Consider the following 21,203-nt stretch of genomic DNA (forward strand, 5'->3'; position numbering starts at 1 on the left):
TACCTCTCCTTTTTAGCGACCGTAACCGCGGTCAGCCCGTTCTTAGGACTTTTGGGTACAGTTTGGGGAATTACCCAATCGTTTTTTAATATCCGGGGACTACCGGTGATTAATCTGACGATTATCGCCCCGGGAATTTCTGATGCCTTGATCACTACGATTGCCGGACTTTTAGTGGCAGTTCCCGCCTTGGTCGCTTATAATTATATCCTCTCTTTGATCCGGACGGCAGTTTCCGATTTAGAAGATTTCTCCCAGGAGTTGATTAACTCTTTCCGAAGAGAGGTTATAATTGGATGAGAAGGAAAAATTCTTTTCGGGAGAAGTTTCTTTTCGGCATAAACATCACCTCTCTGGCGGATATCTCAATCACCTTGATGATTATCTTTTTGATTGCCGGGATTACCGCCACCCTTTCCCAAAGTGGCTTGGATATCAAATTGCCGAGTAGTTCCTATGTGAAGGATATGACAAAAGAAGGGGTGACGATAACTATAAAAAAGAGTGGCGAGATTTACATTGAAGAGACCCAAGTGACGGAGAGGAATTTCCCAACGGTTTTGCAAAACTTCCTCTCCCGCAAAGAGGCAACAAGTTGTTTCTTAAAGGCAGAGCCCGAAGTTCCTTATGGTAAAATTATATTTGTCTTAGGAAAAGTTAAAGAAGTTGGGGTAAAAGAGGTTGGGCTTTTAGCAACTTATAAAAGGGAATGAGGGAGAATTTATTATTCTCTTTTCTGCTTCATCTCCTTCTTCTCTCCCCTTTCCTTTTCACCCAGGCGAAAAAGACAATTGAATACCCAACAGTATTAACAGTGAACCTCCTCCCGAAGATAGAAACACCCCAGACCGGAGAGAGGGAAGGGATTGAGATGGTGAAAGAGGTGAAGAAGGTGGAAGCGAAAGAGGAGAAGAAGGTGGAGAAGAAGGAGGCAAAAAGAGAAGAGAAGAAGTTTGTCTATCAGGGTTTGGGGATTACGACCGAAGGGGGAAGGTATCCTTCTTATTACTTGGAGGCGATTATCTCTAAGATTGGGGAGAATTGGTTTAATCCTTATGAGGGACAGAATATCTTATTAAAGACCACAGTCTTCTTTATCGTGAAAAAGGATGGTGAGATTTTCGGTGCGAAGATTGAAAAAAGTTCCGGCAGGGAAGACTATGATAACTATTGCCTGCGGGCAGTCCTTTTGACAAAGAGGTTACCGCCAATCCCCGATGAGATGAGGGTTGAGGAGTTGAAGATTCATTTGGAGTTTGAACATAAATGAACACCAGAAATATTGACATAATAAAAGAAAATACTTAGGATTAAAATGGTTTAATTTAGAATGGAGATAAATATGGGAGAAAAATTGATTCCTTTTCCCAGAGGTTCCAAATGGGGCTATGTTGACAAGGAAGGGAAGGTCGTCATAAATCCCCAATTTGATTATGCTTATCCTTTTTCTGAAGGTTTGGCGGGGGTAAATATTGGTGGCCGCCAATTTGGTCATCCTGGTGGTATCCTTATTAAAGGTAGAGACAAACTTGGTATAAATCTCCCATTTTTTGATTTTCCTCGGGGAATCTACCGGGAAGGGGGAATATTGTTTGGCAAATGGGGCTATATCAACAAGGAAGGCAAATTTGTTATAAATCCCCAATTTGATTATGCTTATCCTTTTTCCGAAGGCCTAGCAGTTGTACAAGATGGTGGCCTATGGGGTCATATCAACAAGGAAGGGCAAAATTTTAAAATAAAATTTGATTGATTTTTATATTCTATGTTCGTAATGCCTTTATCTTAGCCAAAATCTTCTTCCGATCTAAGCCTGAACGATCTATAGACCGTTCAGGAACATTATAGCCAAGTGAAATTCTTACTTGACAAAAAACTTTTCTTTCTTAAACTTAATGATGATTGATTGGGAGGTCTTTATGAAAAGGTTTCTTGCCTTAATTCTCTTTTTGCCTTTATTCTTTTTTGCTTCCTTTCGGGAGATTCCTCAAGAATTTAACCTTCTCTACGATAAGGATGGTGATAAGATCTTTGAGAACTTAAACTACCTCTTAAAGATGGAGGAAGAGATTCCGGTCATTGTTTTATTGAAAGAGGCACCATCCGATGCCCTCGTTTCCCAATTGGAAGAGAAAATAGGGAGTTTTTTCTTAAAATATCGGTATCAGATAATTCCGGGTTTTGCCGCTTTATTAAAGAGGGAACAGATTTTGAGATTGGCTCAGGAGGAGATTGTTTCCCATATTGAGTATGACAGTCCGGTTTATGCCTTTTTGGGCACCGCCTCTTCCTGGTTCGGGGTGACAAAAGCGAGGACGGACTTTGGGGTTGACGGTGACCGGGATGGTAATCCCAATTCTTATTCCAAAAATGACATTGTCCTCACAATTCTTGATACCGGGATTGATATTGCCCATTACGATTTGGATGGGGGAAAGGTGATTGGCTGGAAGGATTTTATTAACGGCAAGACTACCCCTTATGATGATAATGGTCACGGTACCCATTGCGCCTCAATCGCTGCGGGTGAAGGTCAGGCGAATGCTACCTATAAAGGTGTGGCTTATCGGGCGGCATTGGTCGGGGTGAAGGTTCTCAATTCTTCGGGTAGCGGCTCTTCTTCCACAATTATCGCCGGGATTGACTGGGTGGTCCAGAATAAGGCAACTTACAACATAAAGGTTCTCTCAATCAGTTTAGGCACTTCGGGCAGTTCCAATGGTCAGGATGCCTTATCTTTGGCTTGCAATAATGCGGTTGATAATGGGATCACAGTGGTTGTCGCCGCTGGAAACTCTGGTCCGGCGAAATATACGATTGGCTCACCCGCGGCTGCGGAGAAGGTGATCACGGTTGGGGCGATGGCGGATTGCGGCGAAAAGGGTTTCTATCTGGCAAATTTTTCCAGTCGGGGACCAACCGCGGATGGCCGGATAAAACCAGATATTTGCGCTCCCGGTGTCAATATCACCGCGGCGAAGAAGGGAACGAAAAATCAGTATGTCACTTATAGTGGGACAAGTATGGCAACTCCCTTTATCGCCGGAACCTGTGCCCTAATGTTAGATGCCAACCCCAGTTTGACCCCGAGCCAGATAAAGAGCATTCTCACCGGCACCACTCAGGATTGGGGTCCGGCTAATAAAGATATTGACTATGGCTCCGGTCGGGCGCAGTGCTATGAGGCGATTAAGAGTGCGGGTGGTTATACCGGAACTGGTCCTACTGTTCCACCCCATGTTTATGCTTCAGAATACCTTGGTGCCAGTGGGAGAACTGATATCTGGCAGGTTAATGTCAATTCTACTTCCTATCCCATCGCCATAACTTTGATTATGCCCAACTGGTCTTCCAGTTCCAGTCCGGATTTTGATTTATACCTTTACAACCCTTCGGGTTCCCGTGTCGCTTATTCTACTGGGACAAGCCGTCAGGAATACATCGCTTACACGCCAACAACCACCGGTAATTATAAAATCTATGTCAAATCCTATACCGGTTCGGGTAATTACTTCTTTGACTTAAGTTGTGCCAATGCCACTTCCCTCACCCTGATTCAGGACCAGGATATGCTTTCCGGAAATCCCAATGAGATGGCTTTTGAAGAGAAATCAGGGACCTTCTTTAAGGTTAACGGCATTCAGAAAGGGAAGATTTCTTTTGCCTTTAATCTCTTAAAAGATGAGAAGTTTACCCTTGCCCTTTATGACGGCACTGGTAGATTACTAAAAGAAGTTTCCCAATTCGGCAAGAAAGGGATAAATAAGGTAGAGGTAGGTTCTCTGGTACTCGGAAACGGTATTTATTTCTACCGCTTTGTTACCGAAGGTAATTCCCTTACCGGAAAACTGAATCTCTTGCGATAGAGAAAGAAGAACTAAGCCCCACCTCAATTTAGGGTGGGGCTTTTTGTTTTTAGGTTTTTAGGATTAAAGTGAGAATAATTTCAATGATGATACCATAGACAATACCGGTAGCAAGAAACCAGAAGCCACCAAAGGGGGAGAGGTTATAAAAGACGGGATAAGCAGGTAGGCTATAAATTAAGCCCAAGAGGGCACCATTAAAGAACCAGCCGATAGCAAGACCACTGGCACCAATCCCAAAACCCATTACCGCTCGGGAGAGAATGACGAAGTAGGTGAAGAATTGGGGAATACCCATCGGGGTTTTAATTAACTTTATAGTCAAGACACCAAAAAGGATGCCTAAGATTGTGCCGAAGGCAACTCTGGTTGCTCTGGGCATTTTAGTCTCCGTAACCCTTTGGATGTTCTCGATACCAGTCCCAGGCGGTTTTAATGATGGTCTCCAAATCGGACATTCGGGTTTGCCAGTTCAATTCTTTTTTAATCTTTTCCGCGGAGGCGATAAGAATTGGGATATCACCAATCCGGCGCGGTGCGATTTCATAAGGGATTTGCCGACCGGTCACTTCTTGGCACTTCTCTAAGACCTCTTTCACGGTAAACCCTTTTTCGCTCCCCAAATTATAAACTTTATTCTCTTTCTCTATCGCCTTCATCGCTAAGATGTGGGCGCGGGCTAAATCATAGACATGGATATAATCCCGGATGCAGGTACCGTCTTTGGTTTCGTAATCGTCACCAAAAATCTTAAACCTTCTCTTTTTCCCCAAAGCGGTCTTTAAGATTAAGGGGATTAAGTGGGTCTCGGGGCGATGGTCTTCACCCAAATCTTGATAGGCACCACCGGCGTTGAAGTATCTTAAAGAGGCATATCTTATACCACACCACCGACTATAACCGGCGAGAATCTCTTCCAAGAGTCTTTTTGATTCACCATAGGGACTGATCGGTTTCATTGGGCAATCTTCGGTTAAGGGAATTTTTTCGGGAATACCGTAGACCGCGGCGGAAGAGGAGAGGATAATCTTTTGACAACCAACGGAAAGCATCGCTTCTAAGAGATTAAAGATAGTTTCGGTATTATTCTTTAAGAATTGGTAGGGTTTCCGGAAGGAGAATTCGTTCTCAATGAAGGAGGCAAAATGGAAGACGATCTCAAACTTATATTTCTGAAAGACCTTTAAGAGTTTCTCTTTATTGAAAAGGTCGCCTTTAATGAAAAGGGCACCTTTCGGGATTGCCTTTCGGTGTCCTCGGATTAAGTTATCATAGACGAAGACTTCGTGATTCTCTTCCAAGAGGAGTTTCGTTACAACCGAACCGATATAGCCCGCACCGCCCGCAATAAAAATTCTCACCCCAGATTATAGAGAAAGAAGGAGTTTTTTCAAGAAGGGGAGGTTTTATACCCAACCCCTTAACTTCATCGCTTCGGCGACCCGGTTCACCGCTACGAGATAGGCGGCGGTTCTCATATCAACCTTTTTCGCTTCGTACATCTTAACTACATCCCAGAAGGCTTTGGTCATCTTCTCATCCAACCTCTTATGGACGGTTTCTAATGACCAGTAATCACCAGTAATATTCTGTACCCACTCAAAATAGGAGACAGTAACCCCACCGGCATTACAGAGAAAATCGGGGATGACAAAAATTTGATTTCTATGGAGGACATCATCCGCTTCTGGGGTGGTTGGACCGTTAGCCGCTTCGGCGATAATTTTTGCCTTAATCCTTGCCGCATTCTTTTCGGTAATCACATTTTCTAAGGCAGCGGGCCAGAGGACATCAACTTTCAGTTCCAAAATTTCTTCATTGGTGATTTTGCTCGTACCGGGAAAGCCAACCACACTCCCGGTCTTTTTCTTGTGTTCCAAAAGGGCAATCGGGTCAAGTCCTTTTTCGGAATAGACACCACCCTTGGAATCGGAGACTGCTACGATTTTTGCTCCGAAGTATTCCTTAGCGAGATAGGCGGCATAATAACCGGCATTGCCGTAACCTTGAATCGCCATCCTTGCCTCTTTTAGGTCAAGCTTTAAGTATTTAGCGGCTTCCCGGACGGTGAAGATACCACCCCGGGCGGTAGCATCATTCCGACCTAAGGAACCACCGAGGGGGATTGGTTTACCGGTTATCACCCCAAAGGCGTTGTAGCGAACGATGTTAGAGAATTCATCCATCATCCAGGCCATTATCTGGGGGTCGGTATAGACATCAGGAGCAGGGATGTCCTTCTCCGGTCCGATAAAGTCCCCTAAGGCTCGGATATACCCCCTGGCTAATCGCTCCTTTTCTCCATCACTCATTCCCTTTGGGTCACAGACCACCCCTCCTTTTCCTCCTCCATAAGGCAAATCAAGGAGGGATGTCTTCCAGGTCATCCAGGCGGCTAATGCCCGAACGGTATCAATCGTCTCTTCGGGATGGAATCTTATCCCACCCTTGCAGGGACCCCGGGCATCATTATATTGTACCCGAAAGCCCTTAAATATCTTTATCTCTCCGGAGTCCATCCGGACCGGAAAGGTGACAATCATCTCCCGCATCGGTTCCCGAAGTAAGGAATGGGTGGCGGAATCAAGATTTAAGATTTTCGCTGCCCGGTCTAATTGCGCCTGAGCGATTTTGAATGGGTTTAATTCCGGTGCTTCTTTTACCGCCACCGGTTTTTTCCTTTCTACTTCCTTTTTTGACTTCCTTTTCATAACTCCTCCTAAATTTTTAATCATAAAATCTATAATAACATAAAAACTGGTCATTTGTCAACTACTTTTTTAGCCAGTTTTCAATCCCTTCTTCTTTCTTTAAGGTCTTAAGGTATTTCTGCCGCTCTTGGGCAAGAAGGTGGTAATAATCCAGTATCACCCTCTCCCTTTCCTCAAGCCTCTTTTTTGGTAAACGATAGGTCAATTGCCGATAGGCAAAAGGATAGTAAACGGTATCATCTCTAATCTCAAAAAGAATCCCATAGGGAATTACTTTCTTCCCTTTTAGGATAAAAGGGAGGTCATGGTCAAAGGAAGGGAGGAAGAGGAAGAAGTGTCGCCGCTTAGGACTTTTTTCCAAAAAACTTCTGATTAGCCGGATGAAGGCTTCCTGAATTCCTAAGTTATCTTTCAAGTTTCCGTATTCAAATTGGTGAAGGTAAGGAAGGAAATCGGCAAGTTCTCTTTCCGACTTTTTTAAGAGTTCGGGATAGACTTTCTTTAAGTAATCATAATACCAAGAGCGACGCAATAGTTCTTTGTCAATAATTATTAGGTCCTTTCTTTCGCCTTTTATATGTTGGAGATATAAGGAAGGGGCATAGAAGTCCCACCAGTTGGTGAGAATTATTGAACTATCCGGGGCGGAAATGAAAGCATTGCGGGCAAAATCTAAGGCGAGGTAATAATCTCTTTTATTGGCATTTGAGAAGTTAAGGATGATGGGCAAGGGAAGAAGAAGGAGATATGCCCGAGAAAGAAGTTTTATCTTTTTGGCTAACCCTTTTAGGGTAAAACTTAAAAAATAAAGGAGGGAGATGAAGGTTAAAAGGTAATAGGGTTGGATGTCGGGAATGCTATAGTTTATAGCATAAAAGAAAGAGAGAAGGGCAAGGAGGAAGAAGAGGGGGGTGAATCTTTTCTCTTGCCGGAAGGCAAAGAAAATACCGAAAAGGGATAAAGGAAGGAAGAGAAAGAGGGTATTCCGAAGAAGGAGAGATATCCCTTGCTTAAAGTTCTGAAAGATTTCCGAGAAAGAGGCGGAAAACATCCAGACTCGGTATTGTTTACCCGTAATATGCCAAAAGAAACGGGTTAAGTCTTTGGGATTGCCCCAGTTGAAAAGAGGGGAGAGGGAAGAGCGGATCGGTAGAAAGAGATAAAGGGAGAGACCAAGAAGAAAGAGGAGAGGATAAAGGGGGGAGATTTTTTCTCGCTTTTGAAAGAAGAAGAGGAGAAAGGAAAAGAAGAGGCTTATTATCATCATATGGTTGGTGAAGGCAAGACCAAGGAGGAAAGCGATAAGAAGGGGTATATTTCTCTTTTCCCAATTGGTAAGGAGAAAGAGAATCAAAGTGGCAAAGAGGGCGGTTAGCGAATAGACTTCCGCCTCATTACTTATTGACCAGATAAGATCAGAGAAGGCATAGAGAAAGGAGAGAGAAAGGGCAATTGTCAGTTCTTTTTGGAGAGACAAGAGAAAGAGAAAGAAGAAGAAGACCGAGAAGGAAGAGAAGAGGGCAGAGAGGAAGTTTACCTTTTTCGCTAAATCAATAATTGGAAAGAAGGCAGAGAGACGTAAAAAAAGGGTGTAAAGGGGATAACCGGTGGGATGGATGATATTTAGGTATTGGGCGGCGGTGATAAACTCACCGGAATCAATGAGGCTAACAGTTGGAGAGAGGGTTAAAGTGTAAAAGAAAAGGGGAAGAAGAAAAGTTAGGAGAGTTAAAGCCTTAATTCCTTTAATTTATTTTGCTAACTAAAAATTACTTCCTTCCTCCGTCTCTTCTTTATCTTTATTCCATTCACAACCGGGGATTGGACATTTCAAATCAGGAAATTCCGGTGGCGGTTCCGGGTGTTGGGAGGAGTGAGAGTTCCATTTGTGTTTATGCCATTCCCGACAATAGAGATAGAAAGCCTCTTTCGGATTCTGGGCGTATTCAAACCAGAAGTAGGAGTAGTTATTATCCAAACCCCGGATATTGGTGCAGGTCTTTCTAATCGCTTCTTTTAAGTCCTTATCCGACCAACCAACTTCCAAAACTCTTTCTCCATCATTTGAGCATAAGAATACCCCAGGAAGTTTTTCTTGTAAGTAATGGTCAAGCCATTCAACACGATAGGGTCCCTTCATAGGTGCTCCTTTTCTGGCTTTTACCAAAAGAGATAGGGGTAAGTTTGTTTCTTTCGGCATTTGCCGTTTTCATATTAACTTTTATTATAGTTATCTTTTAAGAAAGGTCAAGGGATTTTTCATTAAACTTTTGCCTAAGAATTTGGGAGAGGGGATGGGGAGAGGAAGGGGACAAGCGACGGCTAGGAAAATGGGTGGAGGGACGGGCAGAGGGAGAGAAAAGAAAACCAGGAGAGGAATTGGAAGAGAAAGGGGGGAAGGAATTGGGGGGAAAAGTGGGGAAGAGAGGCAGGGAGTGATTAGGGAAGGAACTGGAAAAAGAACTGGTCTTTTTTACCCCCCAGGGATGCCGTAGGGGGAACTGACCCCTATCCTTTTGGTAAAATGTCTTTAAGTCTTTGAAAATGAAAAACTTAAAGCAATTTTTTCCTTGATAAAAAGTTATCTCATCAGATAATTTTTTGGCAGCGCTTAAACCCGATATTTCTCTTGACAAATTGAAAATTTTATCTTAGTATTCAAGGACTGCTTTGGGAAAAATGGATAGAAAGGAATTAGGCGAAATGCTGAGGAGGTGATGATGATAGTTTTGGCGGTGATTATCGGTGCCTTAGCAATGTCAGTTCTGAGTTCCATTCCGATATTAGGACCAATCATTGCTGGTTTTATCGCCGGTGTAATTGCGGGTGGAATAGGAAGAGGCATGGTGGCTGGATTTTTGAGCGGAACAATCGGCGGTATATTTGCCGGAGTCATTCTCACAAGTATGGGCGGTTTATTAGGAAATATTTTTGGTGGTTCCCCAGGTGCGGCTTTAGGAGGAATTTTGGGTGCGGTGCTTGGCGGAGGTGTCTTTATCTCTACCCTCTACTTTGGGTTTCTGGGACTGGTAGGGGGAGTTTTTGGCGGTCTTCTGAGACCGCGAAGAAAATGACATTAGTTTGGAGGGCATTCATTATTGCCGCAGGATTGCCTATAGGCGTTGCAATAACAACTACTTTGGTGAATAAAGCCAGAAGGGGTGCTTAGCTAATATAGTTAGGAATTAAAGATTGGATTGACAAACAATGGAAAAAGTGTATACTACAAAGGAAAGAAATGGGATGAAGCAAAATATTGGGCAACTTCCGATAGCCCACCGTAAAAGGTTTATGCCTTATAGCATTTGCCCAAATCCCCTGCTCTCACTCAGGGTGGCTTTTATGCTGGAAAGGTTATATGAAATTTGGCTTGACGGATTAACGAAGGATTTAAAAACTGATGATGGATACTACAATAAAAAGTAGAAGAAATATGTTATATGGCAAGTTTGCCCTTCGGGCTCACATAGATTCCGCCTTCGGCAGAACTTCTTTTATGCTGGGTTTGCTATACGCCATGCCAAGCTATAATAAGATGAAACAAGGAGAGAAAAAGGATGTTTAGTTGGAAATCTGCAATGGAATTGGTCGAGAAACTTGTAAATTTAAAGGTGGGAGACACATTTTCCGTAGTTGAGTGCGATGTCATAAAAGAAGAAGTATTAGCGAAGTATTTTCACTCTATCAAAGACAGAACAAGTGAAACGATCGATATTTTGCCAAATATACCAGTGTTTGATGTACTTGGTCAGTATGATCCCGACAAAAGGCAGATTACCATTTATACTAACATGATTAGAAGGGTAGTAGAGAGGGTAAGCGATGATAACATAGATTTTGATACTTTAACTGATGTAGTGCTATTTCATGAGATTAGCCATTTAATTACACACATCGGTAAAGATGAGAAAGGTAGGATTTGGGATAAATTCAAAGACGCTTCCAATGACGATAAGGAGATATTTGCTCAACTCTATCCCTATATTTTATTCAGCAATTTTGGTGCATTTTCAAAGCATCTATATACCTTCGTTGAACTATGTAAATATCAGAATAAAAGATACAATCTGTGGATAATGATGAAGGATTTAACAATTACTGAAATCAACAAAGCATTGTCTAATTGTCGCCAAAATCGAATACCTTTTCCAGAATTCTTTATAGAGATAACTCGTTCTGGTGGCATACCTTTAGTAGCCGAAGTAGCCTCTTCCTATCGCATCCATGCTGATGGCTCCTGCTATATTTTGAGATTAAACTTGAATAAAATGCCTCTCGAAAAACCCGAAGATGCAAAAGGTAATCGTATTTTGAAACTTGTGACAGAATACCCTTCAAAAATACCATCTGAAAAACTTATAAAGGCGAAAAGGTTATTACCAGAGATTGAAAAGTATGTGGGAAGCACAAATAAAGAAGATTTTTATAAATTATGTGCTTTATTTAAGATAATGGAAGTACTTACAGATTTTGACGATGGAATAACTGAAAAAGATCCATATCCTATAAAAGTTGGTCCTGAAAACATACGTGCTCTATATGATTGCTCTTTGCAACTTTTACATATACCTGTACCTCGCAAGATATTTGGACCGCTATGGGTTATGGATGCTGTAGAAACTACAATCACAATATTCTGGTGTGGAAAGCTATGGGGAACTTGGACAGCAATAAATGATGATTGGAATGATTATAAAGAATTGTTTGATCGATTGATAAAAATTATTAATGTATGCCTAAAAGAAGCAAAGGGTTAGATAAAATCGGACCTGAGGCGGCAAAAGTATTGGCAAATCCAAGATTTATAGTTATAATTTCTAATGTTTGGAAAATTAGTTGGGGAAATCCTGAAAAGGTTAAGAAAGGAGAAGGGTTTAACCCAGAAGGAGATTGCGAAAAGTATTAACTGGTCGGTAATTACTATCCACAGATTGGAGAGGGGGAAGTTGAAAGAGATTCCCCTTTCGCTTATTCTTGCCTATTTGCGTTCTCTGGGGATTCCTTATGCCAAGTTCTTTTCCGAGTTAGAAGATAAGGAGATTAAAAGGGAGGTGAAGAGGTTAATTGGGAAAAGGGAAATTTCGCAGAAGGGGGTAAAGAGTGCGATAAGGTATACTACGGGGATAAGGTTTCCGACAAAACCGCTAGTCAATTTTCCGGAATATGCCCGAAGGCAGATTAATGACTTCCTCTCTCTTAAAGGGATAAAGGAGACAAAGAAGTATCTCCAATTCGCTGAGGAATATTTCCGTGCCCTCTTTACAGGAGAGCCACCCCTGGAAGAGATTAGTGAGAGATATGAAAAGGAAGGTCTTGATCCATTGCGGCTGTGGAAGGTGAAGAAGATAGTGATTGCCGCGGAGAAGAGGGAAAGGAAAAGGAAGGTAAAACCTGAGCCCTTAAAGAAGCAGAGGGAGATGAGTAAGAGGCAGATAAGGTATTTGGAATTTTCCGAAAGGGTAAGGGAGAGGGTGAAGAGGGTAATCTTTCAGACGAAAGGCGCAACCGCTACCCATTTGAAGATTCATTTGGGGATGATTCCTTCGGCTTATCGGCTAATGAAGGAGGCAGAGGGAAAGCCTTCCCGGGCGGCAATAGAAAATTGGGTTGAAAAGAAGGTAAAGGAATTGGGGGAGAGGAGGATTTTGGAGCCGATGTTAGAGATTGTGAAGGAGGAATACAATCGGTTTTTTCCTAAGGGTTGCTAAACCATTAAGATTATCTTTGTTGAAAACGGGATGGTTGACAATTTTGGTTTTAATATTATCTTTAATTGATGCTTGGATTCTTTAAGGATATTAAGGAAAGGTTTATCAATGACATCGCCATTGACTTGGGGACCTCTTCCACCTTAATCTATGTCCGGGAGAAGGGGATTGTCCTGAGGGAGCCTTCAATTGTGGCGATTGAGGAGAAGAATCACACACCAGTAGCGGTTGGTCTGGAAGCAAAGAAGATGCTCGGCCGCACCCCGGAGGGGATGAAGGCGGTCCGGCCGATGAAGGATGGGGTGATTGCCGACTTCGGTCTGGTAGAGGTGATGCTGCGTTATTTCATTGAGCGGGTACAGAAAAAACGGATGTTCGTCAGACCCCGGGTGGTGATCTGTGTCCCCTCAGGGATTACCGAAGTGGAGAAGAGGGCGGTTAGGGATTCGGTGGAGGCTTGCGGGGCGAGGGAGATTTATTTGGTCTCGGAACCCATCGCCGCCGCTTTGGGCGTCAATTTACCAGTGGAAGAGCCGACCGGCAGTATGATAATTGATATCGGTGGTGGGACAACCGAGATCGCGGTCGTTGCCTTATCGGGAATTGTCAATTCCACTTCGGTTCGGGTTGCCGGTGATGAGATGGATGAGGCGATTATCAATTATGTGAAGAAGAATTATAATTTAATCATTGGCGAACAGACCGCGGAGATGGTGAAGATAAAGATTGGCTCCGCTTATGCCACCGGGGAGGATGAGCAGTGTGAGGTGAAAGGGAGGGATTTGGTCTCCGGTATTCCCAAGACGATTAAGGTCACTTCTTCTAAGATTCGGGAAGCCTTAGAAGAGCCCATCAGTCTCATCATTGATGCGATAAGGCAGGCATTAGAGCGTACCCCACCGGAATTGGCTGCGGATATTGTGGACCGGGGGATTTATATGGCGGGCGGTGGTTCTCTCTTGCGGGGACTTGACCTTTTGATTAACGAGGAGACCGGCCTGGCAATTCATGTGGCACCCAATCCGATTGACTGTGTCGTTTTAGGAGCGGGAAAAATCCTAGAAGATATCAAGAGATATTCTAAACTATTTCTACCCGCAGGCGATTAGAAAGGCAAGGTAAATTTTCTTTTTATGTCTTTCCGAGAGCGCTTAAACCTCTCTTTAATCCCTTTTCTCTTCTCCCTCTTCTTTCTTCTCTTGCCAATAAATTTTAAGTTAGCCATCTCTTCGGCGGCGGAGAGTTTTTTCCTCTTTCCCGCCCGGTTTCTCAAAAGGGAACTTGACTACCTTCGGGATTTAAGGCGGGAGCGAGACGATCTGGCGCAGAGATTGATCGCCCTTAATCAGAGATTGGCAATGCCCAACGGTAGTTTTGAGAAAGCGGAAATTAATCTTTTGCGAGCGGAGATTGTCGGTCGGGACCATACCCTCCGTTCTTTTCTCATCATTGATAAAGGGAAGAGGGATGGGGTTAGGGAGGACCAGACCGCCTTAACTCCAGAAGGTTTGGTGGGGAGGGTCTTAAAGGCAGGAGAAAATTTTTCTCTAATTGAGACCTTTTACTCCCCCCATCTGCATATCTCGGTTGTTAATCAGAGGACGAAGGATGTGGGAATAGTGCGTCGGAAGGGAAGGGGTTGGCAGGATTCCTTTTTGGCACTTGACTATTTCTCACCCGGTGCCGATGTCTTGGTGGGCGATACCCTTTTCACCTCCGGTCAGGGTGGAATTTTTCCTAAGGGGATTAAAGTTGGGTATGTGAAAAGTATTACGCCGACCCGAGAGATCTTTTTAGAAATTGTCGTTGTCCCGGTAGTTTCCCTCTTAAAGATTGATGGTCTTTACCTCCTATCTCGGGAGGAGAAGAAGGAGAGGGTAGAGGAGAAGAGGGAGATGGAAAAGTTATTAAGGGAGTTGGAGTTGAAAATTCCGGAATTCTTTCGCCTGCGATGAGGGTAATTACTGAGAAGAGGAAAGGGGAGAAGGTAATCCAAGGGCTCTTCTCTTTTCTCTTGCTCTATATCTTATGGACGGTGGAGACGGTCTTTCCTTTCTGGTTTCCGGAACTTTCCCTTATCTTTCTTGTGGTGGCTGCCCTCAGTTTTTCGCCCCCCCTCGCCACCTTTTTGGGTTTCTTTCTCGGTTTCCTCACCGACAATCTCTCGCCTACCCTTCTTGGTCGCTACGCTCTCCTTTTTAGCCTGATCGCTTTCCTTCTGAGTTATTTTAAGAGATACCTTATCTTCTCTTATCCTTATCTCTTCTCCTTAGTTCTCCTCTCCCTTCTTTTAAAGGGTTTGGTTGGTGGTTTCAATCTGCTGAAATTTTTTCTCACCCTTCTATCCGTGATCCCAACAATTAGTTTACTTCGGAAGTGGGGGAAAGGAATTTTTCTTAACCGATGATAAGAAAGATAAGGGTTGTTTTTTATACGGCTGTGGGATTTTCCCTTCTCTTTTTTATCCGGCTTTTTTACCTCCAGGTATTCGCCGGAGCGAAATATGCCCATCTTGCTCACTTCCAGAGTATCCGCCGGATAGTTTGGAAAGCACCCCGGGGGAGGATTTTTGACCAAAAGGGAAGGGTGGTGGCGGATGTGAAGCCTTCCTTCTCTCTTTCCCTCATTCCCCGGGAACTTGATTCCCTAACCGAGCGGAAGTTGGCGGAGGTGGTGAGTTGGGATAAGGAGTTAATCAATGAAAATCGGAACGCCTATTCCCCAATAGAGATTCTGGCTAACCTTTCTCAGGAAAAGGCGATTGAGTTGGAGGAGCGTCTAAGTGGTCTGCGGGGTGTGCGGTTGGAGGTGAGACCGATTCGGTATTATCCCTACCCCTTTCTCTTTCACGCCTTGGGGAGTGTCAATAAAATTACGAAAGAGGAGTGGGAGAGGGATAAGACCTATGAGAAGAGAGATTTTATCGGCCGGCAGGGAATTGAAAGGTGGTACGAGAAGATTTTGCGGGGTAAGGATGGGTTTCGTTTGGTGGAGGTTGATGCCCGGGGAAGGGAGATTGGTGATTTGCCGGAGGTAGAAGAGGTGGAGCCGGTCGCCGGTTGTGATTTATATCTCTCGTTGGATTTAGATCTATTATTTTTAGTTGATTCCCTTTTTGCCCCTTACAAGAGGGGGGCTTGTGTGGCGCTTGACCCAAGAAACGGGCGGGTTTTAATCCTTTATTCTAAACCCTATCTTGACCCTAATCTTTTCCTTTTCGCCTTTCCGCCGGAGGTCTGGGAGAGGATAAAGAATAATCCCGGGAAACCATTTTTCAACCGTGTGACCCAAGCCCAATTTCCCCCTGGTTCCACCTTTAAACCCTTAGTCGCCTTAGCGGGATTAGAGAACGGCCGGTTAAGAAGCAGCAGCAGATTCTTACCCTGTAATGGAGGATTTAAGTTTGGCAACCGATATTTTCGTTGTTGGACCGCCCACGGGAGTTTAGGATTAATTGATGCCATTGCCCAATCCTGTAATACTTATTTCTATCAGGTGGGATTGGCGATTGGTTTAGAAGAGATAATTAAAATGGCGGAAGATTTCAATTTTGGGAAAAAGACCGGGATTGACCTCCCCGGAGAAGAGAAGGGCATTCTCCCAACCCCTGCCTATTTGGATAGGAAATACCGGGGGAGATATCCCAAGGGGATAGTTTTAAATCTGGCGATTGGGCAGGGAGAAATTGCGGTGACACCAATTCAATTGGCACTTTTTTACTGCGCCATCGCCCAGAAAGGCAAGATCTATACACCCCATCTTGTGGATTCTATAAAATTTCCCTGCCGGGTTTATCACCCAACCTTTTTGGATTCTCTTTCCGACTTCCTCCCCGTGATTAGGGATAAGGATACGATTTATACTTATCTACCTGAGGCACGGGAAGTTAGGCTTTCCTTAGAAAATCTTCGTCTGATTGATTCCGCCTTGCAATTCGTTGTGGAGCGGGGAACGGGTCGGAGGGCTTTTCTGCCGGAGGTTAAGGTTTGCGGCAAGACGGGAACTGCAGAAAATCCATTTGGCGCCGACCACGCCTGGTTTGTGGGCTATGCCCCAAAAGAGAACCCAACGATTGTCCTCTGTGTCTTAGTGGAGAACGTGGGGAAAGGTGGTGTCCATGCGGTACCTATCGCCTCGCGGATTTTTCGTCGCTACTTCCACTTAGAAGAAAACGGGACAGTTTCTCCGATGGCAAAAGGCGAATAGCGTTTATGAAAAGGGTAAAATTTAGGACGGTTTTAATCCCCGCAATAGTTTTGACCGGGATCGGTCTCTCCTCCATTTACAGTGCTGGGGGTTGGGTTTATTTTATCCGGCAATTACTTTGGTTTCTCCTCTCCCTTCTCTTCTTCTACCTTGCCTACCGGGCGGAAAAGCGGATTTTAATCACCTTTTCCCCATTTCTCTACTTTTTAGCAATCTTCTTCCTCCTTTCGGTTTTGGTTCTAAATCACGGACCGGTGAAACGGTGGTTAAATTTTGGTCCGGTGAGTATCCAACCGGCGGAGTTTGCCAAAGTCTTCGCCATCCTCTTTCTGGCAAGGATTCTTGCTCAGAAGAAAAAGTTCTCTTTTTCTCTTTCTTCCTTAGCCCTTCCCTCTCTTTTAATTTTCCTACCGGCTTTTCTCATTTTCCTCCAGCCGGATTTGGGTTCCGCCCTCTCCTTCCTGGCAATTTTCGCTTTCCTTTTATATTTTAAGGGACTGAGGGGTTATGAGATTGTCTTATTATTTTCCCCCCTTTTTTCTTGCCTTTTTGGTTTATCATTAACGAGTTGGGTGATTTATTTTTTTGCCCTCGCCCTTTTCCTTTATTTTAAGGCATCCATCACCCAATTTCTTTCCGGTTTAGGAATAAATTCCTTTTTTGGACTTCTCACCCCGGTCCTATTTAATAATCTTAAAGATTACCAGAAGACCCGACTCCTCTCTTTTCTCTCTTCTTCTCTGGACTATAAAGGAACAGGTTGGAGTGCCTTTCAATCAAAGGTGGCAATTGGCTCCGGTCTTTTTTTTGGCAAGGGTTATCTGAAAGGGAAGATGGCGCGCTTAGAATTTATTCCCAACCGGCACACCGATTTCATCTTCACCACGATTGGCGAAGAGTTTGGCCTTTTGGGTGGGGCAATTTTGATTGGGATTTTTCTCTATTTCCTTTATAATCTTCTTCGTCTAATTCGGGGTTTACGGGATGAGACCGGTCAATTAGTTATCGCTGGAGGGGTTGGTCTTTTTTTCTATCACATTGTGGTCAATTTGGGTATGGTTTTAGGAATTCTACCAGTAACGGGTCTCACTTTACCTTTTATCTCCTATGGCGGTTCTTCCCTTTTAGCCAATTTCTTACTTTTGGGGCTTATGCTCAACTTTGCCCTCAAAGAGGATTAGGATGGAAAAGGAACTAATCAAATCTTTTACTTACGAAAATTTGCTCGTTAAGGTTCGGGAATGGGGATTTAAGGATTACACCGCGAAACAGATTTTCTCTTGGCTCTGGCAGAAAGGAATAGAAGATTTTTCTCAAATGACCGATATCGCAAAAGAGAAGCGAGAGTTCTTAAAAGCAAATTTCCAAATAAAGGTCTTAGAAAGGGAGAAGGTTTTAACGAGTAGAGATGGGACAAAGAAATTTCTCTTATCTCTATTGGATAGAAATAAGATTGAAGCGGTCTTCATTCCCGAAGATAAGAGAAGGACCGTCTGTGTGTCAACACAGGTTGGTTGTCCCCTTGGTTGCCATTTCTGTCTCACCGCTCGGCTCGGATTCAAAAGAAACTTAAAATTCTATGAGATTTTAGACCAGGTGCAAAAGATAAGAAAAGATTTTGGGCAGATAACGAATGTTGTCTTTATGGGAATGGGAGAACCCTTTCTCAACTTTGAAGAGGTGATGAAGGCGGTTGGGATTTTAAGTTCTGATTTTGGTTTTAAGATTGGGCAGAGGCATATCACGATTTCTACCGCCGGAATCTTAGAAGGAATTTATCGTCTGGCAGAAAGCGCATGGAATGTGAAGTTGGCGATTTCCCTCAATTCGCCTAAGGATGAAGTTCGTAGTTTTTTGATGCCGATTAACCAAAAATACCCAATTGGGGAATTGATAAAATCTTTGCGGTATTATGTTAAAAAGAAAAGGCGGCGGATAACCATTGAGTATGTTTTGATTAAAGGGTTAAATGACCAAGAGGGAGATGCTCTTCTTTTGGGCAAGATTTTGCGGGGTCTTCCTTCCAAGATTAATCTCATTCCCTTCAATCCCTTTCCGGGAAGTGATTTTTCTCCACCTTCGGAAAAGGAGGTGGAGAATTTTGCTTCTCTCCTTTCCTTACACTATCCCTATCTCATAACGATTCGGAAAAGTCGGGGGAGAGATATTCTGGCGGGCTGTGGCCAACTAATTGGGAGATAAAAATTTCTCTTGACTTTTTCCCAAAATTAAGATATGTTGGGTTGACAAAAGGGTTTTATATGTTATACTTTATAGTAATAACCTTTTACCTTGGTGGAGGGTAAAATGGGTAGAGAAGTTTCCACCAAATTAAATAAAAACGAGGAGGTCTCAATGATGAGACTTTTAAAGAAGGGCTTTATTTTCGTCTTAATCTTTATTCCTTTTCTTCTCCTGGCAGCGGATGAACTTTCGGTACCGGCTGGTGGTGAATGGGCTTATCCGAGAAAGGTTTCCGAGAAAGACCCACCGCCAACAGTTTTATGGGGTCCTTTCCAGATGCGGGATTACGGTGGTGCTCCCTTTCCCCAATGGGGTCTTTACGGTTTAACCTATCATGCCTTAAAGGATACTCTTTATGGTGTCTATTTCTGGCACAATAATATCAAAAGGTGGCGCTCCTTAGATAAGACAAACCCGCTATCTCCGGAGACGGTCCCGGTCTCTTATATTGCCGCACCGGTTGGTGATTCCTTCCAAGACCTGTACTACTGCCGTTATGATAACACAATCTGGCTCCATTCCAGTAAGTATAAGAGGGTCTATAAACTTGACGGGAATACCGGTCAGACCATTCGCTGGTTTAATACTCCGGCTTATCGGTATCCAACCGGAATCGCCTTTAACGAAAGGGAAAAGACCTTATATCTTATTGACCGGATGGATGAAGGTGTTTGGCCCTGTTCCCTTTATATTACCGATACCTTAGGAACAGTGATTGGTCGGATGCCCTTTCCCAATCCCAGTCAGTGCGGTTACAGTTATGCCGGTGCCCGGTGTCTTGATTTTGATTATACCAGTTCTAATCCCAACTGGCCAACCCTAATCCATATCTATTCCTTCTTTTCCGCTTCGGGATTACTTGACTCCTGTGTCCTTTTTGAATGCGACCGGTTTACGGGAAATGTGATTCACCGCCAAGTTCTACCAAACCTCTCAGGCTATGTCAATAATGTCCGGGGTGTTGCCTGGGACCCAAGGAGTGGCGACTATTGGATTGGGATAATGCAACATCCGGATAACTATGTCTATAAGATGGATGGCTGGTATACACCCTATTCCCTTGATGTTGGGGTGACGACAATAATTGCCCCGCGTGGTGTTTGCAGTTTAGGGGTGAATATCACGCCGAGGGCGATGGTAAGAAACTTCGGCACTTCAACGGTCACCTTCCCAGTGCGGATGAAAATTGGTGATGCTTATAACCAGGTCCAGAATATCACCTTAGCCGCGGGCCGGGAGACAACGGTTGTCTTTCCCAATTGGTCCGCTTATCCCTTGGGTTATCTAACAGTGAAATGCACAACCGAACTCTCCGGTGATATGTTTGCGACCAATAACTCCTGGACCGAACAGATTCAAGTTGTGGGAACTGAATACCGGGATGTGGGAGCGGTAGCCATCACTTCACCTCCACCAATTGTTGATTCCGGTTCCACAGTTGCGGTTCAGTGCTCGGTGAAGAATTACGGCAATGTCCCGGCGACATTTGATGTCTATTTCCATATCGGCACCTTCTACACCCAGGTCCGCTCCAAGATTTTAGACCCGGGTTTGACCGATACCGTGAATTTCCCCAGTTGGCAGGTCTTACAGCCCAGGGGTTCTTATGGGATAACCTGCTCTACTCACTATTCCTTAGATGAAAACCCTAATAATAATTACCAAACTGGTAATGTGACAATTCAGGTTTCGGATGTCGGCTGCACCAAGATTGAAGCCCCAACCGGTCTGGTTGATTCCGGAACAGTTGTTACCCCAGCCTGCTCGGTTTATAACTACGGAAGTTCCAATGCCACTTATACCGTCCGGATGAAGATTGGCAATTTCTATAATGAAGTTGCCACGGTCACCGCCCATATCCCCCAGACCTATCTCTATGTCACATTCCCCAATTGGACCGCCAATCAGGTGGGAACCCATGCGGTCTCTTGTTCCACGGAATTGACTAACGATTCCGACCGAAGTAATGATAAACAGACAACAACCGTTACGGTTGCAGTTAATGATGTTGCCCCAACCGTGATTATCGCGCCAACCGGCACGATTGATTCTACTTCGGTTGTTACCCCAGCCTGCTCGGTCTATAATTACAGCAGTCTACCACTAAGTTATACCGTGCGGATGAAAATTGGGAATTTCTATAATGAGGTCGCCTCGGTTACTAACCATTCTCCGGGAAGTTTCCTCTATGTCACATTCCCGGTCTATTCTGCCTGGCCCAGAGGGACCCATGCGGTCTCCTGCTCAACCGAACTGAGTGGTGATCTCCATCCCGAGAACGATAAGATAGAAGGGGAGATAAATGTGAATGTGAAGGATGTCGGGGTTTCCCAGATTCTTGCGCCACCAGCGGTTGTTCTACCAGGAACCTTCACACCCAGTAGTGAAGTTGCTAATTACGGAACAACCAATGCCGATAATTTCCGAGTTATTTATCATATCACCAAATCTACCCAACTGGTCTATGC

General features: G+C 44.0%; 21 protein-coding genes and 1 pseudogene. 17 read left to right on the top strand and 5 right to left on the bottom strand.

The window, feature by feature from the left end:
• From ABIL00_06395 to ABIL00_06415, 5 genes and pseudogenes are all read left to right on the top strand, one after another.
• Positions 1–300 (top strand): MotA/TolQ/ExbB proton channel family protein (locus ABIL00_06395; GenBank protein MEO0110385.1); only part of this gene is annotated, 300 nt, incomplete at its 5' end.
• A complete protein-coding gene (locus ABIL00_06400; protein MEO0110386.1) occupies positions 297–713 on the top strand; it encodes a biopolymer transporter ExbD in 417 nt (138 codons plus the stop codon). The genes ABIL00_06395 and ABIL00_06400, both read left to right, overlap by 4 nt.
• Positions 710–1,270: an energy transducer TonB gene (locus ABIL00_06405; GenBank protein MEO0110387.1), complete on the top strand. Its 561-nt coding sequence runs from the start codon at positions 710–712 to the stop codon at positions 1,268–1,270. The genes ABIL00_06400 and ABIL00_06405 overlap by 4 nt, the downstream gene beginning before the upstream one ends.
• Positions 1,271–1,342: 72 nt before the next feature.
• A complete protein-coding gene (locus ABIL00_06410; protein ID MEO0110388.1) occupies positions 1,343–1,753 on the top strand; it encodes a WG repeat-containing protein in 411 nt (136 codons plus the stop codon).
• Positions 1,754–2,000: 247 nt separating this feature from the next.
• A pseudogene (locus tag ABIL00_06415) lies at positions 2,001–3,527 on the top strand (S8 family serine peptidase).
• Between the two features lie 388 nt (positions 3,528–3,915).
• Here ABIL00_06415 and ABIL00_06420 read toward each other — a convergent pair.
• The 5 genes from ABIL00_06420 to ABIL00_06440 all read right to left on the bottom strand — a co-directional run bounded on the left by ABIL00_06420 (position 3,916) and on the right by ABIL00_06440 (position 8,717).
• Positions 3,916–4,248, bottom strand: coding sequence for a hypothetical protein (locus tag ABIL00_06420; GenBank protein ID MEO0110389.1), 333 nt, complete (start codon positions 4,246–4,248; stop codon positions 3,916–3,918).
• A 1-nt stretch (position 4,249) separates the two neighbouring features.
• The gene (galE, locus tag ABIL00_06425; GenBank protein MEO0110390.1) at positions 4,250–5,227 is read right to left on the bottom strand and encodes a UDP-glucose 4-epimerase GalE; all 978 of its coding nucleotides are present in this window, start codon (positions 5,225–5,227) and stop codon (positions 4,250–4,252) included.
• 45 nt (positions 5,228–5,272) lie between these two features.
• Positions 5,273–6,577, bottom strand: a complete 1,305-nt coding sequence (locus tag ABIL00_06430) for a Glu/Leu/Phe/Val dehydrogenase (protein ID MEO0110391.1) — start codon at positions 6,575–6,577, stop codon at positions 5,273–5,275.
• A 61-nt stretch (positions 6,578–6,638) separates the two neighbouring features.
• Positions 6,639–8,327, bottom strand: a complete 1,689-nt coding sequence (locus tag ABIL00_06435; protein MEO0110392.1) for a DUF2723 domain-containing protein — start codon at positions 8,325–8,327, stop codon at positions 6,639–6,641.
• A gap of 12 nt (positions 8,328–8,339) precedes the next feature.
• On the bottom strand, positions 8,340–8,717 hold the full coding sequence (locus ABIL00_06440) for a hypothetical protein (protein ID MEO0110393.1): 378 nt from the start codon (positions 8,715–8,717) through the stop codon (positions 8,340–8,342).
• Positions 8,718–8,907: 190 nt separating this feature from the next.
• Here ABIL00_06440 and ABIL00_06445 point away from each other — a divergent pair, with 190 nt between their 5' ends.
• From ABIL00_06445 to ABIL00_06500, 12 genes are all read left to right on the top strand, one after another.
• Positions 8,908–9,072 carry a hypothetical protein gene (locus ABIL00_06445; protein ID MEO0110394.1) on the top strand — a complete coding sequence of 55 codons (165 nt, stop codon included), beginning with the start codon at positions 8,908–8,910 and terminating at the stop codon, positions 9,070–9,072.
• 222 nt (positions 9,073–9,294) lie between these two features.
• On the top strand, positions 9,295–9,651 hold the full coding sequence (locus ABIL00_06450) for a hypothetical protein (GenBank protein MEO0110395.1): 357 nt from the start codon (positions 9,295–9,297) through the stop codon (positions 9,649–9,651).
• 133 nt (positions 9,652–9,784) lie between these two features.
• Positions 9,785–10,003 carry a hypothetical protein gene (locus ABIL00_06455; protein MEO0110396.1) on the top strand — a complete coding sequence of 73 codons (219 nt, stop codon included), beginning with the start codon at positions 9,785–9,787 and terminating at the stop codon, positions 10,001–10,003.
• A 152-nt stretch (positions 10,004–10,155) separates the two neighbouring features.
• On the top strand, positions 10,156–11,334 hold the full coding sequence (locus ABIL00_06460) for a hypothetical protein (GenBank protein ID MEO0110397.1): 1,179 nt from the start codon (positions 10,156–10,158) through the stop codon (positions 11,332–11,334).
• 63 nt (positions 11,335–11,397) lie between these two features.
• Entirely contained in the window at positions 11,398–12,285 is an 888-nt protein-coding gene (locus ABIL00_06465; GenBank protein MEO0110398.1) for a helix-turn-helix transcriptional regulator, read from the top strand.
• A 68-nt stretch (positions 12,286–12,353) separates the two neighbouring features.
• Positions 12,354–13,394: a rod shape-determining protein gene (locus ABIL00_06470; protein MEO0110399.1), complete on the top strand. Its 1,041-nt coding sequence runs from the start codon at positions 12,354–12,356 to the stop codon at positions 13,392–13,394.
• 24 nt (positions 13,395–13,418) lie between these two features.
• Positions 13,419–14,240 carry a rod shape-determining protein MreC gene (mreC, locus tag ABIL00_06475; GenBank protein ID MEO0110400.1) on the top strand — a complete coding sequence of 274 codons (822 nt, stop codon included), beginning with the start codon at positions 13,419–13,421 and terminating at the stop codon, positions 14,238–14,240.
• Complete coding sequence (mreD, locus tag ABIL00_06480; GenBank protein ID MEO0110401.1) at positions 14,237–14,692, top strand: rod shape-determining protein MreD; 456 nt, start codon at positions 14,237–14,239, stop codon at positions 14,690–14,692. Before mreC ends, mreD begins: the two co-directional genes overlap by 4 nt.
• Positions 14,689–16,491: a penicillin-binding protein 2 gene (gene mrdA, locus ABIL00_06485; GenBank protein ID MEO0110402.1), complete on the top strand. Its 1,803-nt coding sequence runs from the start codon at positions 14,689–14,691 to the stop codon at positions 16,489–16,491. Before mreD ends, mrdA begins: the two co-directional genes overlap by 4 nt.
• Positions 16,492–16,496: 5 nt before the next feature.
• A complete protein-coding gene (gene rodA, locus ABIL00_06490) occupies positions 16,497–17,672 on the top strand; it encodes a rod shape-determining protein RodA (protein MEO0110403.1) in 1,176 nt (391 codons plus the stop codon).
• Between the two features lies 1 nt (position 17,673).
• The gene (gene rlmN, locus ABIL00_06495) at positions 17,674–18,693 is read left to right on the top strand and encodes a 23S rRNA (adenine(2503)-C(2))-methyltransferase RlmN (protein MEO0110404.1); all 1,020 of its coding nucleotides are present in this window, start codon (positions 17,674–17,676) and stop codon (positions 18,691–18,693) included.
• Positions 18,694–18,846: 153 nt separating this feature from the next.
• A partial coding sequence (locus ABIL00_06500; protein ID MEO0110405.1) for a hypothetical protein occupies positions 18,847–21,203 on the top strand: 2,357 nt, incomplete at its 3' end.

This window comes from candidate division WOR-3 bacterium (genome assembly GCA_039801905.1).
Classification (GTDB): Bacteria; Hydrothermota; Tepidihabitantia; order Tepidihabitantales; family JBDRVQ01; genus JBDRVQ01.